Genomic DNA, 13,621 nt, shown 5'->3' on the forward strand with positions numbered 1-13,621 from the left:
CCGCAGCCGCGCGGCTAGAGGTCGAAGCGCGCCAGCACCGGGACGTGGTCGCTGGGCTGTTCCCAGCCGCGCACCGGGCGCAGGATGCGGCTGCCATGGCCGGCATTGGCGATGTCCGGCGTCGCCCAGATGTGATCCAGCCGCCGACCCTTGTCGGCGGCATCCCAGTCGCGGGCACGATAGCTCCACCAGCTGAAAAGCCGGCCGTCGGGGATGTCCTTGCGGGTGATGTCGACCCATTTTCCGGCATCCTGGGCCGCGCCCAGATGCTCGACCTCGACCGGCGTATGGCTGACGATCTTCAAAAGCGCCTTGTGGTTCCAGACGTCGTCCTCGCGCGGGGCGACGTTCAGGTCGCCCACCATGATGGCGCGGGCGGGGGCGTCGGCATGGAAGGCGTCGCGCATCTCGGTCAGGAAATCCAGCTTCTGGCCGAACTTGATGTTCTGCTCGCGGTCGGGAATGTCGCCGCCCGCCGGCACGTAGAAATTATGGATGGTCACGCCATTCTCCAACCGCGCTGCGACATGGCGCGCATGGCCGAGGCTGGCATAGTCGCGGTCGCCGGCATCCTCGATCGGCAACTTCGACAGGATCGCGACGCCGTTATAGCCCTTTTGCCCGCGCGCGACGATGTGGCGATAGCCCAGGGCGTGGAACCCCTCCAGCGGGATCTTCTCGACCGGGCTCTTGATTTCCTGCAGGCACAGGATGTCGGGCGCCTCCTCGGCCAGAAGCCGCGTCACCAGCGCCTCGCGCAGACGGACGGAGTTGATGTTCCAAGTGGCGATGGTGAACATGGGCGGCTCCTTTTTCGCGGGCGGAGCCTAGGCGGCACGGCCCGGCTTGTCCACCACGCCCGGCGCCGGGGGTTTCACACCCCCGGAACCCCCGTGGGATATTTCGACAAGAAAGAACATTGCCAAAAGCCGCTTCTTTCTTGGACAAATATCCTCTGGGGGTCCGGGGGGCGAAGCGCCCCCGGCTGCGGCGCGGCAAAGATAAACCCGGCCGCCTGTTCGGGGGCCGGGTGATCATGGCCGCATCCACCGGCCACTGGGCTTCGCAGGCAGAACCCGCCACCATGGGCCTGGTTCCGCCGCTTAGCCTTTATCAAGCCACCAGGCGATAGCCGCCCGATTCCGTCACCAGCAGACGCGCATTCGAGGGATCGGGCTCGATCTTCTGGCGCAGGCGGTAGATGTGGGTTTCCAGCGTGTGGGTGGTCACCCCGGCATTGTAGCCCCAGACCTCGTGCAGCAGCACATCGCGCGGCACCACGCCGTCCTGGGCGCGATACAGGAACTTCAGGATGTTGGTTTCCTTTTCCGTCAGCCGGATCTTGCGGTCCTTGCCGTCGATCAGCATCTTCATCGCCGGCTTGAACGTATAGGGGCCCAGTTGGAAGATGGCGTCCTCGGACTGTTCATGCGTGCGCAGCTGGGCACGCAGCCGCGCCAGCAGCACCGGGAACTTGAACGGCTTGGTGATATAGTCGTTCGCCCCGGAATCCAGGCCCAGGATGGTGTCGGCATCGGTATCGTGGCCGGTCAGCATGACGATCGGGCATTTCACGCCCTGCTTGCGCAGCTTCTTGCACAGCTCGCGCCCGTCGGTATCGGGCAGGCCCACGTCCAGCACCACCAGGTCGAAGATCGCCCCCTTGGTCCGCTCCACCGCCTCATGGCCCGAGCCCGCCTCGATCACCTCGAAATCCTCGGTTGCGGTCAATTGCTCGGCCAGGGCCTCGCGCAGGTCGTCCTCGTCGTCGACGAGCAGGATCTTTTTCAGTCCGGCCATTCTTGCCTCCTTTGGCTTTATGGCGGAAAGGTGATGAGGCCTGGGGCGGGCGTCCAGCGCCTTGCAGCAATTCTCACATGGAGTTGTCGGGAATCCGCCCTATGTTTCAGATTGTTTCAACCTTGCGGCTGCCATGACCCTGATCCCGACCCTGACCGAGACCCTGTCGCGCGCCCGCGCCGACCTGCGCATGGGCCTGCCGGTGGTCGTCGGCGACCAGCTGGTCGCCGCGGTCGAGACGCTGCGCCCGGACCGGCTGGCAGCGATGCGCGCGCTCGGCCCCGCCACGCTCGCCATCACCCTGCCCCGGGCCGAGACGCTGAAGGTCCGGGTCTATGACGGCGACCTCGCGCGGATCGCGGTGCCGGGGGATGCCGACCCGGCCTGGCTGCGCGCCGTCGCCGATCCGGCGGGCGACTTGATGACACCGATGAAGGGCCCGTTCCAAAGCCCGCGCGGCGGCGATACCGCGGCGCATCGCGCCGGCATCGCGCTGGCGAAATCGGCGCAGCTGCTGCCCGCGGTGCTGGTCGTGCCGGTGGCCGCCGCGCCCGAGGGGCTGACCCGGCTTTCGCCCGGCCCGGCGCTGGCGCAGATGGCGGCCGAGGCGGCCATGGCGCCGGTCGCCGCCGCCCGGCTGCCGCTGCTCGCGGCCGAGAATTCCAAGCTGCACATCTTCCGCCCCGACAATGGCGAGGCCGAGCATTACGCCGTCGAGATCGGCGCCCCCTCGCGCGATGCGCCGGTGCTGGCCCGGCTGCATTCGGCCTGTTTCACCGGCGACGTGCTGGGCAGCCTGAAATGCGATTGCGGGCCGCAGCTCAATGCCGCGCTGCAAGCCATGGGCCAGAACGGCTCGGGCGTGCTGCTGTATCTGAACCAGGAGGGGCGCGGGATCGGCCTCGCGAACAAGATGCGGGCCTATGCCCTGCAGAACCAGGGGTTCGACACGGTCGAGGCCAACCACCGGCTGGGCTTCGACGACGACGAGCGCGATTTCCGCATCGGCGCCGGCATCCTGCGGGAGATGGGTTTTCAATCGGTGCGGCTGATGACCAACAACCCGCGCAAGGTCGCGATGCTGGAGGGCCACGGCATCCGGGTCGCCGAGCGCGTGCCGCTGGTCACGCCGCGCAACCGCCACAACACCGGCTATCTGGACGTCAAGGCGGCCAAATCGGGGCATCTGCTGTGATCCGGCTGACGCCGCTGGGGCTGTGGGCGCGCGGCCGGCTGCTGCCCTGTTCGGTCGGCCGCGGCGGGCTGACGCGCGCCAAGCGCGAAGGCGACGGCGCGACCCCCGTCGGCCGGCATCGCATCGTCGGGCTGCTCTACCGTCCCGACCGGGTGGCCCGGCCCTCGGGCTGGGCGCGGCCGATCCTGCCCGGCGACCTGTGGTGCGATGCCTCGGGCGATCCGGCCTATAACCAGCCGGTGCGCGCACCCTTCGCCCCCAGCCACGAGGCGATGCGGCGGGCCGATCCGCTTTACGACATCGTGCTGGTCACCGACTGGAACTTTCCGCAGGCGCGGCCGGGTGCCGGCTCGGCGATCTTCCTGCACCAATGGCGCCGGCCGGGCTTTCCCACCTCCGGCTGCATCGCCATGGCCCGGCGGGATCTGATCTGGCTCGCCTCGGTGGTGCGCCCGGGCGAGCTGCTGGAGGTGCCGGACCTGCCGCGCTGGCCGGCGCGTTGGGCTGGCGCGCGCCACGGGAAAGACTAGATGGACGCCAGATCGACCCGATCCAGGCATTGCCGGATGCGATTTAGCAGAGCCTTCACTGCGGAGGTGTCATCACTGAAAAGACGGAGAAAGTCTGTATTTTTATGCGGCGCCATATCAAAATGATCGCGCGCGATTTCACAGTAAGCCAAGATGTCGCGATGAATCAGAAGATCGACTCTTGAACCCTGCCGCTTGATTCTGAACAAGCGTCGTTGCAACGGCGCCCAGAGGCTTATTTGAGAGCTGCCGGATCTTAGCTCGAGCTCGGGATGATCGGCAAGAAGCAGATCCAACCCCCGTGCTGCCGCCTGCAAAGCCGTATCAGTTCCAACCAGCAAGACGATAGGTGCCGGCCGCTGGAGCGGCTGTCGTGGCGACAGGGCTGGCCCCGCCCGCTGGATGTTCGGCCTGCACTCGCCATTATTCGGCTTTGCCAAATCAAGATCGTCCAAGGCGCTGACACACCGGCTCACGCAACGCCAGACCGAGGACCTGTAGCCCGGATACGCAAGCGTCGGAATGACGAAAAATGGCTTTCCACCCAGCAACCCCGCTATTGGTTGCGCATCGGCATCGGCCATTGGCGGCATCTCGACGCCCGTGATCCTCCGGAACCTCTTGGCGGCTCCGCTGCCGAAAATTACCATCGCTCGCCAAGGCACATGATTCATGACGGCTTTGAACAGCTCCGTGCCGTTTCGGCGCGCTTCCGGTGAAATCTGGCTATCGAGCGCCGCGCTCGCACAGGTGACATTTGTCTTCATGACCCGCCATCCCGCATCTTCCAGCACCTGGATCGCTCGATCCAAATTCTGGCGGGAGGGTGAAGGCGATGCCACGAAGCGTTGGTAAAGATCGCAGCACGACGTGCCAGCACGATTGAAAAGCGCGTTCATGAGATCGCTCTTTTGCAAGTCGCCGGCGGGAAACGATTTTGCCGAACTGGCTCCGACGAGCAAAAGCGTACAGTCCATGGGGTCGTGCCGCGTGAACCACGGACGCGGAAAGTACCCGTCCACCGTCTCGACAAAGGGGGATATCGCATCCTCAAGAATGCGGTGGCGCTCGTTTGACATCTCAACCTCGGTGCGCAACGCTGTGGCAGCCGAGCATGTCTGGCCGGTGGTCACGTCCGTCAAGGTGGTGTAATTTCCCGGATGGCCTGAGGGCATGATCAGGCGGCTTTCGTTGTAATGCTGAGAATGGGGTCGATTTCCTCCTTGTCGATCTGGGCAAAGGCCTCGACCATCATGTAGCGGCTGGCGGTCTGCCATTCGTCGTTCTGCTCGGAGAGCACGGCGCCGATCAGGCGCATGATGGAGGCCTCGTTCGGGCGTGAGGGCATGACTGCCATTGGTCCGAAGGAGTGCCCGAACGCCGACGACATCGGCGCGGCGCTTCACTTCCTTGTTCAGGCGTTCGACCGGGTTCGTGCTGTGCAACTTGGTGCGGTGCTGGCGAGGAAAGGACATATAGGCCAGCACATCATGCTCGCTCCTCGCCATGGTCACTCGGACCAGTGGCGTTCTCATGGCTCGATCCATCAGATCAGCCAGCTTTGGCCAGCGGGGGCGCAGCTGCCCGGCCACCTTGCGCCATGTCTCGCCGGCATGGGCGCGGTCGGGTTGGTCGAAGGCCTGCCGGATCGCGGCGGCGATGACGGTGTGCTGGCCGCGCGAGGCATGCGCGAGGGCGTTGCGCAGCCAATGAACCCGGCAGCGCTGCCAGGTTGCCTCGAAGACCCGGGCGATGGCCGCCTTGAGGCCGCTATGTGCATCGCTAATCACCAGCCTGACCCCGCCAAGGCCGCGGGCCCTCAGGGAACGCAGGAACTCGGTCCAGAAGGTCTCGGCCTCCGACGGGCCGATGCCCAGGCCGATGATTTCTCTGCGCCCTTCGGTGTTGGCGGCGACCGCGATTATGGCCGCGACCGGCACGATGCGACCGCCCTGGCGCACCTTCAGGTAGGTGGCGTCCAGCCAGAGGTAGGGCCATTCGCCGGTCAATGGACGGTTCAGAAACTCGCCGACCCGTTCATCATTCGCCGGGAAAACGATCCACCGGATCGTTTTCTGGCCCGGCTCATTCCTTGCACAGTTTCGACACCGTGCTCTTCGAGATGCCGCTGAGACCCATTGCCTGCACCAGGTCGTCGACGCGACGGGTCTAGACGCCGCCGATCCCGTTCGCCAGCGGTCTTGAACCGGTGGCGACTCGCTGGCTCACCCTGGATCACCGCAACCAGCGCCTGTTCCGAAGTCTTCCGGGCTTCGAGGAAGCCGGGGAAATAGCTGCCCTGCCTGAGCTTCGGCACCCGCAGGTTCAAGGTGCCCAAACGGGTATCGAGAGCGCGCTCTCGATACCCGTTCCGCCAAGTCGTGCGTTCGCCGTTGCGCTCATGTCGACCGGCGCCGATCAGGCCGTCGACATCGCTCTCCATGATCAGCTGAAGGGCGGCCTCGGCAATGCCGCGCAGGAAGTCGCCCTGATCGTGCTTGGCCAGAATGGGGTCTCCGTAGGGTTCGTGGTTGAAGCGTCGAAACTCCACCTCGACCATACACCTCGATGGCCACCCGGGATTACACCGATGCAGGCGCAGAAATTACACCACGTCATCGGACGCTAACCTGGCCGGTTCAGGTCAAGACCGCGCGTCTTGTCGAAATGCCTTATTAAAGCGGCCCCGTCTGCCACAGCCGCACCTTCAGCCCGCCATGCGCGACATAGGGCCCCGGCTCGCGGAACGGCAGGCCGGTGGCGCGGGCCAGCGGCGCCTCGCTGGTGACCAGGCCGACGCGCCAGCCGGAAAAGCCTGTGCGCAGCACCTCGCCCATCGCCGCGTGCAGGCCAAAGAGCGGCCCCTTGTTGCCGATGCGGGCGCCATAGGGCGGGTTGATGATGACCAGGCCGGGCGGGCCTTCGGGCCGTTGCAGGTCGGAAAAGGCGCAGGTCTCGAACCGGGTCAGGGCGGCGATGCCGGCGCGCTCGGCATTCTCGCGGCTCATGCGGATGGCGCCGGGGTCGCGGTCGCTGCCGTGAAACAGCAGCTCCGGCGCTGTCGGGACGGTCCCGCGCAGGGCGTCGAAACCGGCGGCGTCGAAGCCGGGGAACTGCTGGAAGGCAAAGCCGCGTAGCCGGCCGGGGGCAAGGCCCGACGCGATCTCGGCCGCCTCGATGACGAAGGTGCCCGAGCCGCACATCGGGTCCAGCACCGGCTCGCGCCCGTCGAAGCCGCATTGGCGCAGGAACATCGCCGCCATGGTCTCGCGCATCGGCGCCTTGCCGACCGCCTGCTTGTGGCCGCGCTTGTGCAGGCTTTCGCCCGAGGTATCGAGGCTGAAGGTGCAGAGATCGTCCTCGAGCCGGATCTTCAGCGTGACCGGCGCGTCGTCGGCGAAGCTGGCGCCGATGCTGTCGCGGATCGCGGCCTCGACGCGCTGGGTGATGGCGCCGGCGTGATAGATGCGCGACTTGCGGCTGACGGCCTCCAGCCGCAGCGGCACGTCGGGGCGCAGCCAGTCGGCCCAGGGAAAGCGGCGGGCGCGCTTGTCGAGCTGCGCCGGATGCATGGCGCGAAAGGCGCCGATGCGGGCCAGCACCCGCGTCGCGCCGCGCAGCTGCAGGTTGGCGCGCCAGACCTCGGGCCAGCCGCCGGTGAAGGTCACGCCGCCGGGCTGGACCTGCACGTCGAAGCCAAGGGCGCGCGCCTCCTCGGCCAGGGGTTCCTCAAGGCCCGGGGTGGCGACCAGGAAGATCTCCATCCGGGCCGGGTCGGCGGCCAGCGGGGCGGCTTCGGGCGGTGCCGCGACGGGGGCGGGCTTGCGGGCGGCTTTGGTCTGGCGGGGCGTCATCGGGATCCGGGAAGGCGAAAGGCCCCGCATCATGCGCCCTGCCGCCGGCAAAGTCCATCCGGCGGCATTGTCGGCGCCACGGCGACGGTGTTCCCCGATTGGCGCCATTTCATGGCATGCGGCCGGCACCTATCTTGTCGGTCAAGGGATCGAAGGAGATCATCATGGCCACGAGCGACGCCCCCATCCAGATCGGCCAGGTTGCGCTGGTCGTCAACGACCTCGACCGCGTCGGGGATTACTACCAGTCGGTGATCGGGCTCGAGCGCCTTTCGGGCAGCGGCGAGGAGCGGGTGCTGGGCGCCGGCGGCCAGCCGCTGGTCGCGCTGCGCCGCGACAGGGCCGCGCGCCATCGCCCGCGCGAGGCCGGCCTGTTCCACACCGCCTTCCTGCTGCCCGACCGCAAGGTGCTGGGCCGCTGGCTGCGCCATGTCGCGGACCGGCAGATCGGGCTGGACGGCGCCTCGGATCACCTGGTCAGCGAGGCGCTCTACCTGCGCGACCCCGAGGGCAATGGCATCGAAGTCTATGCCGACCGCCCGCGCAGCACTTGGCAGACCGACGGGCGCGCGGTACGCATGGACACCATCGCCCTGGACCTGAGCGCACTCGCGGCCGCGGCGGATGCGCCCTGGCGCGGGGCGCCCGAAGGCAGCGTAATCGGCCATGTCCACCTGCAGGTCGGCAATGTCGCCGAGGCCGAGGCCTTCTACATGAACCGGCTGGGCATGGACCGCAGCGCGCATCTGTTCGGCGCCAGCTTCTTTGCCAGCGGCGGCTATCACCACCACCTGGCGGGCAATATCTGGAACAGCCGCGGCGCCGGGCTGCGCAGCGCCGATGCCACCGGCCTGGCCGAGGTGGTGCTGGCCGCCGACGCCCCGTCCTTGGCGGCGCTCGGCGCGCGCGATTTCACAGATCCCTGGGGCACCCGGATCCGCGTGACCGCCAAGGGCTGAGCTTGGCCCGGGGGCTCTGCCCCCCGCGCCTCTGCGGCCCCTCGATGGGGCCGCAGAGGCGCTCCCCCGGGATATTTCGACAAGAAAGAAGCAGCCTGCCCACGAAAAAGGGGCGGCGCGAGAGAGATGCACCGCCCCAGTCTCACACGCCAAGAGGGAAAACCTGACGATAAAGGAGCAACGCCCCTCGCTGGCTTCGGGTTCATCACGATTGCGCGACACCGCCCGGCCCGCGGTTTCCCTTGCTTTGGCGGGGCAAAAGCGCAAGCCTGCGCCAAATCCCGCCGCAAGGAGACCGACAATGAACACGCAACCGACCGACCTGAGGATGATGCTGAAGGACCCTTCGCTGCTGGAAACGCGGGCCTATGTGGCGGGCGAATGGATCAATGCCGACGACGGCAAGACCTTTGCGGTGGTGAACCCGGCGCGCGGCGACGTCATCGCCGAGGTGGCGGACCTGTCCCGCGCCGAGGTCGCCCGCGCCATCTCGGCCGCGGCCGCGGCGATGCAGGACTGGGCCGCGCGCACCGCCAAGGAGCGCGCCCAGATCATGCGCAAATGGTTCGACCTGATGATGGCGAACCAGGACGACCTAGGCCGCATCCTGACCGCCGAACAGGGCAAGCCCCTGCCCGAGGCCAAGGGCGAGATCGCCTATGGCGCCAGCTTCATCGAATGGTTCGGCGAGGAGGCGAAGCGCATCTACGGCGAGACCATCCCCGGCCACCAGCCCGACAAGCGCCTGACCGTGATCCGCCAGCCGATCGGCGTGGTCGGCTCGATCACGCCCTGGAACTTCCCCAATGCCATGATCACCCGCAAATGCGGCCCGGCCATCGCCGCCGGCTGCGGCTTCGTCGGCCGCCCCGCTGCCGAAACCCCGCTCTCGGCGTTGGCGCTGGCCGTGCTGGCCGAGCGCGCCGGGGTGCCCAAGGGGCTGTTCAGCATCGTGACCTCGTCGCGATCCTCGGACATCGGCAAGGAGTTCTGCGAGAACCCGCTGATCCGCAAGCTGACCTTCACCGGCTCGACCGAGGTCGGCCGCATCCTGCTGCGCCAGGCCGCCGACCAGGTGCTGAAATGCTCGATGGAGCTGGGCGGCAACGCGCCCTTCATCGTCTTCGACGATGCCGACCTGGACGCCGCGGTCGGGGGCGCCATGGCCTCGAAATTCCGCAACAACGGCCAGACCTGCGTCTGCGCCAACCGCATCTATGTCCAGGCCGGGGTCTATGACGAATTCGCCCGGCGGCTGGCGGCGGCGGTGGACAAGCTGCGCGTCGGCGACGGGCTGGAGGAGGGCGTGACCACCGGCCCGCTGATCAACCGCGACGCCGTCGAGAAGGTCGAGGAGCATATCGAGGACGCGGTCGCCGGCGGCGCCACCGTGCTCACCGGCGGCAAGCCGATGCAGGGGCTGTTCTTCGAGCCGACCGTGGTGACCGGGATCACCGATTCGATGAAGGTCTCGACCGAGGAAACCTTCGGGCCGCTGGCACCGCTCTTCCGCTTCGAGACCGAGGCCGAGGCGATCGAGCGTGCCAATGCCACGATCTTCGGCCTCGCCTCGTATTTCTACGCCCGCGACATCGGCCGCATCACCCGCGTGCAGGAGGCGCTGGAATACGGCATCGTCGGCGTGAACACCGGCATCATCTCGACCGAGGTGGCGCCCTTCGGCGGCGTCAAGCAATCCGGGCTGGGCCGCGAGGGCTCGCGCCACGGCATCGAGGATTACCTGGAGATGAAATACATCTGCCTGTCGATCTGACGAAAAACCCCCGGGGCCAGGCTCCGGGGGCGGATCTTCCGGACGGGATCAGTTGTCCTCGTCCTCGTCGTCATCCGCCTCGGGCAGGTTGAAGAAGCTGTCGGCGTCCAGATCCTCGGCCTGGGGCTTGTCCTCGTCCTTGCTGAGGCTGAAGTTCTCCAGCCCGGCGATGCTCGAGGGCAGGCGCGGCTCGTCCGACATCGCCAGCGAGGTCTCGGTCGACAGAAGCTTGCGACGCTCGTCATCGGTCATGGCGCCGCCCTCGGCCGCCTTCTTCTTGGCCGCCTTCTGCACGGCGGCGTCCAGCTCCGACTGCCGGCACAGGCCCAGGGCGACCGGGTCGATGGGCTGCATGTTCTGGATGTTCCAATGCGTGCGCTCGCGGATCGAGGCGATGGTCGGCTTGGTGGTGCCGACCAGCTTCGCGATCTGCGCATCGGCGAGTTCCGGGTGGAACTTGACCAGCCACAGGATGGCGTTCGGCCGGTCCTGGCGCTTGGACAGCGGCGTGTAGCGCGGGCCGCGGCGCTTTTCCTCACCCTCGGCGGCGGGGTTGTGCTTCAGCTTCAGCCGATACAGCGGGTTCTTCTGGCCCTTCTCGATCTCGCCGGCATCGAGCTGGTTCGAGGCGACCGGGTCGAAACCCTTGACGCCCGCCGCCACGTCGCCATCGGCGATGCCCTGCACTTCAAGCTCGTGCATGCCGCAGAAATCGGCGATCTGCTTGAAGCTCAGCGTGGTATTGTCGACCAGCCAGACAGCGGTGGCCTTGGCCATCAGCGGCTTGTTCATGACCTTCTCCTTAACAATATCTCTTCCGGCCGGGGAAAACGGCTTTCGGCGGCTGCCATTCCATTTTCAGGGGGATTGACAGGCTGTATAGGGCCAGAACGGGGCGAAATAAAGCCTGAATTTCGTGGCGCAAGCCGGACGGCGCGACTAGGTTCGGGGCATGAGAACGCTCGCCCTGCTCGCCGCCCTGCTGCTGCCCGGCCCTGGCCATGCCCAGGATGTCGCGGGCCGGTTCGACTATTACCTGCTGTCGCTGAGCTGGTCGCCCAGCTGGTGCCAGGCCGAGGGCGAGGCCGACGGCCAATGCGCGTCGGGACGACGCATCGGCTTCGTGGTCCACGGTCTCTGGCCGCAATATGAGCGTGGTTGGCCGCAGGACTGCCACAGCGCCGCCCGCGACCCCTCGCAGCGCGAGACCCGCGCCATGACGGACCTGATGGGTTCGCCCGGGCTGGCCTGGTATCAATGGAAGAAGCATGGCCGCTGCGCGGGCCTGGCGGCAAGCGATTATTTCGCCCTGACCCGCGAGGCTGCAAAGACCATCGTCATTCCCGAACCCTTGCGGCGGCTGGGCCGCGACGTGACCCTGCCCGCGACGGTGGTCGAAGACGCCTTCATTGCCGCCAACCCCGGCTTGTCGCGCGACGCGATCACCGTGACCTGCCGCGACCGTGCCTTGCAGGAGGTGCGCATCTGCCTGACACGCGAGCTCGAGCCCCGCAGTTGCGCCCCAGATGCGCGGCGCGATTGCAGCGGCAGCTTCATGATGTCGGCGCCGCGCTGATGGCGATGTCGTTGGCCTCCGGCGGGGATATTTAAACAAGAAAGAAGCCGTTAACCGAATCGCAAGGATTTGCGGGCAATCTGGTCTCACGGTACAGGCGGGGACGCCGATGACCGTCAAGAGAGAAGCCACACCCCGACCCTTTGCTCCGGCGGGCGGGGTGTGTGCTTTTCTTTCTTGCTTAAATATCCCCGCCGGAGGCCAGCCACGACGCAACCGGCGCGATCGGCTCAATCCTCGGCCGAAACCTGCAACAGGATCTTGCCGATATGGCCGTTGCCCTCCATGCGGCGATGGGAATCGACCGCCTCGCGCAGCGGAAAGCTGCTGTCGATCTGCGGCAGCACCACGCCGGCCTCGATCAGGGGCCACAGCCTGTCCTGCAGTTCCCGCGCGATCTGCGCCTTGGCCAGGTCGGATTGCGGCCGCAGCGTCGAGCCGGTCACCTCCAGCCGCCGCGTCATGATCTGGGCGAAGTTGATCTCGGCCTTGGGGCCGGCCAGGAAGGCGATCATCACCAGCCGGCCGTCCTCGGCCAGGCACTTGATGTTGCGGGCGATATAGTCGCCGCCCACCATGTCGAGGATCAGGTCCGCGCCCCCGGCCTTGCGCAGCAGGGTGACGAAATCCTCTTCGCGGTAGTTGATGGCGGTGGCGCCCAGCCGGGTGCAGGCCGCGCATTTCTCGGCCGAGCCGGCCGTGGCCCAGACCCGCGCGCCCAGGGCGCGCGCCACCTGGATCGCCATGGTGCCGATGCCGGACGAGCCGCCGTGGACCAGGAACTTCTCGCCCGGTTGCAGGCGGCCGCGCATGACGACGTTCGACCAGACGGTGAAGGCGGTCTCGGGCAGGGCCGCGGCCTCGCGCAGCGACAGGCCGGCGGGGATCGGCAGGGCGTGCTCGGCCGGGCAGGTCGCGTATTCGGCATAGCCGCCGCCGGGCAGCAGCGCGCAGACCCGGTCGCCCGGCTTCCAGCGCGTCACCCCCTGCCCCACCGCCGCGACGATGCCGGCGCATTCCAGCCCCGGCAGGTCCGAGGCGCCGGGCGGCGGCGCATAGGAGCCGGCGCGTTGCAGCACGTCGGGCCGGTTCACCCCGGCCCAGGCGACCCGGATCAGGATCTGGCCGTGGCCCGCCACCGGCACCGGCCGCGTGGCCGGCTTGAGCACCTCGGCCCCGCCCGGAGCGGATATTTCGATCGCCTGCATGACATCGGGAATCACCCTCGGCCCCCTCCAGCTTCGTGCCTCCGCGCGGCGCCGCGCAGATCTCCGGGCAGATTGCGACGTTCCGGCCGCTTAATCCAGCCCGTTGCGAGCTCGGTCAACACCGAGACGCCCGGCAGCGCGCCGATCCGGCCCTTGAGGGTTTCGAATCGCATCACCCCCTCGATGCGGCGGTCCAGGAAGTCCCGGGTGTCGTGCAACTCGGGCGAATCGTCGCCCAGCCAGTAAAGCACCGTCGCGCCCCAGACCGCCGACAGCGTGGCGCGCTTGGAATACCAGTTCACGTCCTCGGAGCGATCACCCAGACCGTCCCAGATCGCGTCGGCCGTCTCCCAGACCAGCCGCGCGCCCAGGCTCGCGTGCTGCGGCAGCGCCAGCACCGAGGCGCCGGCCCGCGCCAGCTCGCGGTCGCTGAACGACAGCCGCTGCATCACCGCCGCCGCCACCCGGTCGCGGAACCGGCCCTGCGGCGGATGCTGCGCCAGCCAGTCGCGCAGGGCGGCATCGCCCTGGCGGTGATAGGCCGCCGCCAGATCGGCGCCGCCGCGCGGCAGCAGCGCCCGGGCCAGCGCCGGCGCCATGCCGATGTCGCGGGCGCCCTCGGCGATGGCGCGATCGCCCATGCCCTCGAAGGCGACATGGCCCAGCGCCGCCTCGATCAGCCGTGCGCGTTCGTCGGTCATGGCCCTGTTCCTCCCTGGTTGTTG

Annotated in this window: 12 protein-coding genes and 1 pseudogene; 5 read left to right on the plus strand and 8 right to left on the minus strand. The window is 67.7% G+C overall.

The genetic code is table 11. The features are described from left to right. Nucleotides 1-14: 14 nt before the first annotated feature. Both ASV56_RS06990 and ASV56_RS06995 read right to left on the minus strand, forming a co-directional pair. Entirely contained in the window at nt 15-800 is a 786-nt protein-coding gene (locus ASV56_RS06990) for an exodeoxyribonuclease III (RefSeq protein ID WP_062561346.1), read from the minus strand. Nucleotides 801-1,113: 313 nt separating this feature from the next. Then, nucleotides 1,114-1,800, minus strand: a complete 687-nt coding sequence (locus ASV56_RS06995) for a response regulator transcription factor (RefSeq protein WP_062561347.1) — start codon at nt 1,798-1,800, stop codon at nt 1,114-1,116. A gap of 133 nt (nt 1,801-1,933) precedes the next feature. Between ASV56_RS06995 and ribA the strand changes: the two genes are divergently transcribed. After that, nucleotides 1,934-2,995 (plus strand): GTP cyclohydrolase II, encoded by a 1,062-nt coding sequence (gene ribA, locus ASV56_RS07000; RefSeq protein ID WP_062561348.1) that lies wholly within the window; start codon nt 1,934-1,936, stop codon nt 2,993-2,995. After that, nucleotides 2,992-3,525 carry a L,D-transpeptidase family protein gene (locus ASV56_RS07005; RefSeq protein WP_253879898.1) on the plus strand — a complete coding sequence of 178 codons (534 nt, stop codon included), beginning with the start codon at nt 2,992-2,994 and terminating at the stop codon, nt 3,523-3,525. The genes ribA and ASV56_RS07005 overlap by 4 nt, the downstream gene beginning before the upstream one ends. On the opposite strand, the gene ASV56_RS07010 is transcribed toward ASV56_RS07005, so the two are convergent. The 3 genes and pseudogenes from ASV56_RS07010 to ASV56_RS07020 form a co-directional block, all read right to left on the minus strand. Next, nucleotides 3,522-4,667, minus strand: coding sequence for a hypothetical protein (locus tag ASV56_RS07010; RefSeq protein ID WP_156429093.1), 1,146 nt, complete (start codon nt 4,665-4,667; stop codon nt 3,522-3,524). The two genes, ASV56_RS07005 and ASV56_RS07010, sit on opposite strands and share 4 nt — an antisense overlap. A gap of 35 nt (nt 4,668-4,702) precedes the next feature. Further along, nucleotides 4,703-6,085: pseudogene (locus ASV56_RS07015) on the minus strand (IS256 family transposase). 115 nt (nt 6,086-6,200) lie between these two features. Continuing rightward, complete coding sequence (locus ASV56_RS07020) at nt 6,201-7,289, minus strand: THUMP domain-containing class I SAM-dependent RNA methyltransferase (RefSeq protein ID WP_062562261.1); 1,089 nt, start codon at nt 7,287-7,289, stop codon at nt 6,201-6,203. A gap of 254 nt (nt 7,290-7,543) precedes the next feature. Between ASV56_RS07020 and ASV56_RS07025 the strand changes: the two genes are divergently transcribed. Next, nucleotides 7,544-8,338 (plus strand): VOC family protein, encoded by a 795-nt coding sequence (locus ASV56_RS07025; protein ID WP_062562262.1) that lies wholly within the window; start codon nt 7,544-7,546, stop codon nt 8,336-8,338. 301 nt (nt 8,339-8,639) lie between these two features. Beyond that, entirely contained in the window at nt 8,640-10,112 is a 1,473-nt protein-coding gene (locus ASV56_RS07030) for an NAD-dependent succinate-semialdehyde dehydrogenase (RefSeq protein ID WP_062561350.1), read from the plus strand. Between the two features lie 48 nt (nt 10,113-10,160). Here ASV56_RS07030 and ASV56_RS07035 read toward each other — a convergent pair whose 3' ends face one another. After that, nucleotides 10,161-10,904 carry a DUF1013 domain-containing protein gene (locus ASV56_RS07035; RefSeq protein WP_017998703.1) on the minus strand — a complete coding sequence of 248 codons (744 nt, stop codon included), beginning with the start codon at nt 10,902-10,904 and terminating at the stop codon, nt 10,161-10,163. A 160-nt stretch (nt 10,905-11,064) separates the two neighbouring features. Between ASV56_RS07035 and ASV56_RS07040 the strand changes: the two genes are divergently transcribed. Continuing rightward, on the plus strand, nt 11,065-11,688 hold the full coding sequence (locus tag ASV56_RS07040; RefSeq protein ID WP_062561351.1) for a ribonuclease T2 family protein: 624 nt from the start codon (nt 11,065-11,067) through the stop codon (nt 11,686-11,688). 230 nt (nt 11,689-11,918) lie between these two features. On the opposite strand, the gene ASV56_RS07045 is transcribed toward ASV56_RS07040, so the two are convergent. After that, the gene (locus tag ASV56_RS07045; protein WP_036744560.1) at nt 11,919-12,896 is read right to left on the minus strand and encodes an NAD(P)H-quinone oxidoreductase; all 978 of its coding nucleotides are present in this window, start codon (nt 12,894-12,896) and stop codon (nt 11,919-11,921) included. 11 nt (nt 12,897-12,907) lie between these two features. After that, entirely contained in the window at nt 12,908-13,597 is a 690-nt protein-coding gene (locus tag ASV56_RS07050; protein ID WP_062561352.1) for a COQ9 family protein, read from the minus strand. Nucleotides 13,598-13,621 lie beyond the last annotated feature (24 nt).

Origin of the sequence: Paracoccus aminovorans (genome assembly GCF_001546115.1) — a bacterium.
Taxonomy (GTDB): Bacteria; Pseudomonadota; Alphaproteobacteria; order Rhodobacterales; family Rhodobacteraceae; genus Paracoccus; species Paracoccus aminovorans_B.

What these genes read in the sequence shown, in the direction of transcription:
- ASV56_RS06990 (WP_062561346.1), bottom strand. Translation starts at nt 800, where the DNA reads ATGTTCACCATCGCCACTTGGAACATCAACTCCGTCCGTCTGCGCGAG.
- ASV56_RS06995 (WP_062561347.1), bottom strand. Translation starts at nt 1,800, where the DNA reads ATGGCCGGACTGAAAAAGATCCTGCTCGTCGACGACGAGGACGACCTG.
- ribA (WP_062561348.1), top strand. Translation starts at nt 1,934, where the DNA reads ATGACCCTGATCCCGACCCTGACCGAGACCCTGTCGCGCGCCCGCGCC.
- ASV56_RS07020 (WP_062562261.1), bottom strand. Translation starts at nt 7,289, where the DNA reads ATGGAGATCTTCCTGGTCGCCACCCCGGGCCTTGAGGAACCCCTGGCC.
- ASV56_RS07025 (WP_062562262.1), top strand. Translation starts at nt 7,544, where the DNA reads ATGGCCACGAGCGACGCCCCCATCCAGATCGGCCAGGTTGCGCTGGTC.
- ASV56_RS07030 (WP_062561350.1), top strand. Translation starts at nt 8,640, where the DNA reads ATGAACACGCAACCGACCGACCTGAGGATGATGCTGAAGGACCCTTCG.
- ASV56_RS07035 (WP_017998703.1), bottom strand. Translation starts at nt 10,904, where the DNA reads ATGAACAAGCCGCTGATGGCCAAGGCCACCGCTGTCTGGCTGGTCGAC.
- ASV56_RS07040 (WP_062561351.1), top strand. Translation starts at nt 11,065, where the DNA reads ATGAGAACGCTCGCCCTGCTCGCCGCCCTGCTGCTGCCCGGCCCTGGC.
- ASV56_RS07045 (WP_036744560.1), bottom strand. Translation starts at nt 12,896, where the DNA reads ATGCAGGCGATCGAAATATCCGCTCCGGGCGGGGCCGAGGTGCTCAAG.
- ASV56_RS07050 (WP_062561352.1), bottom strand. Translation starts at nt 13,597, where the DNA reads ATGACCGACGAACGCGCACGGCTGATCGAGGCGGCGCTGGGCCATGTC.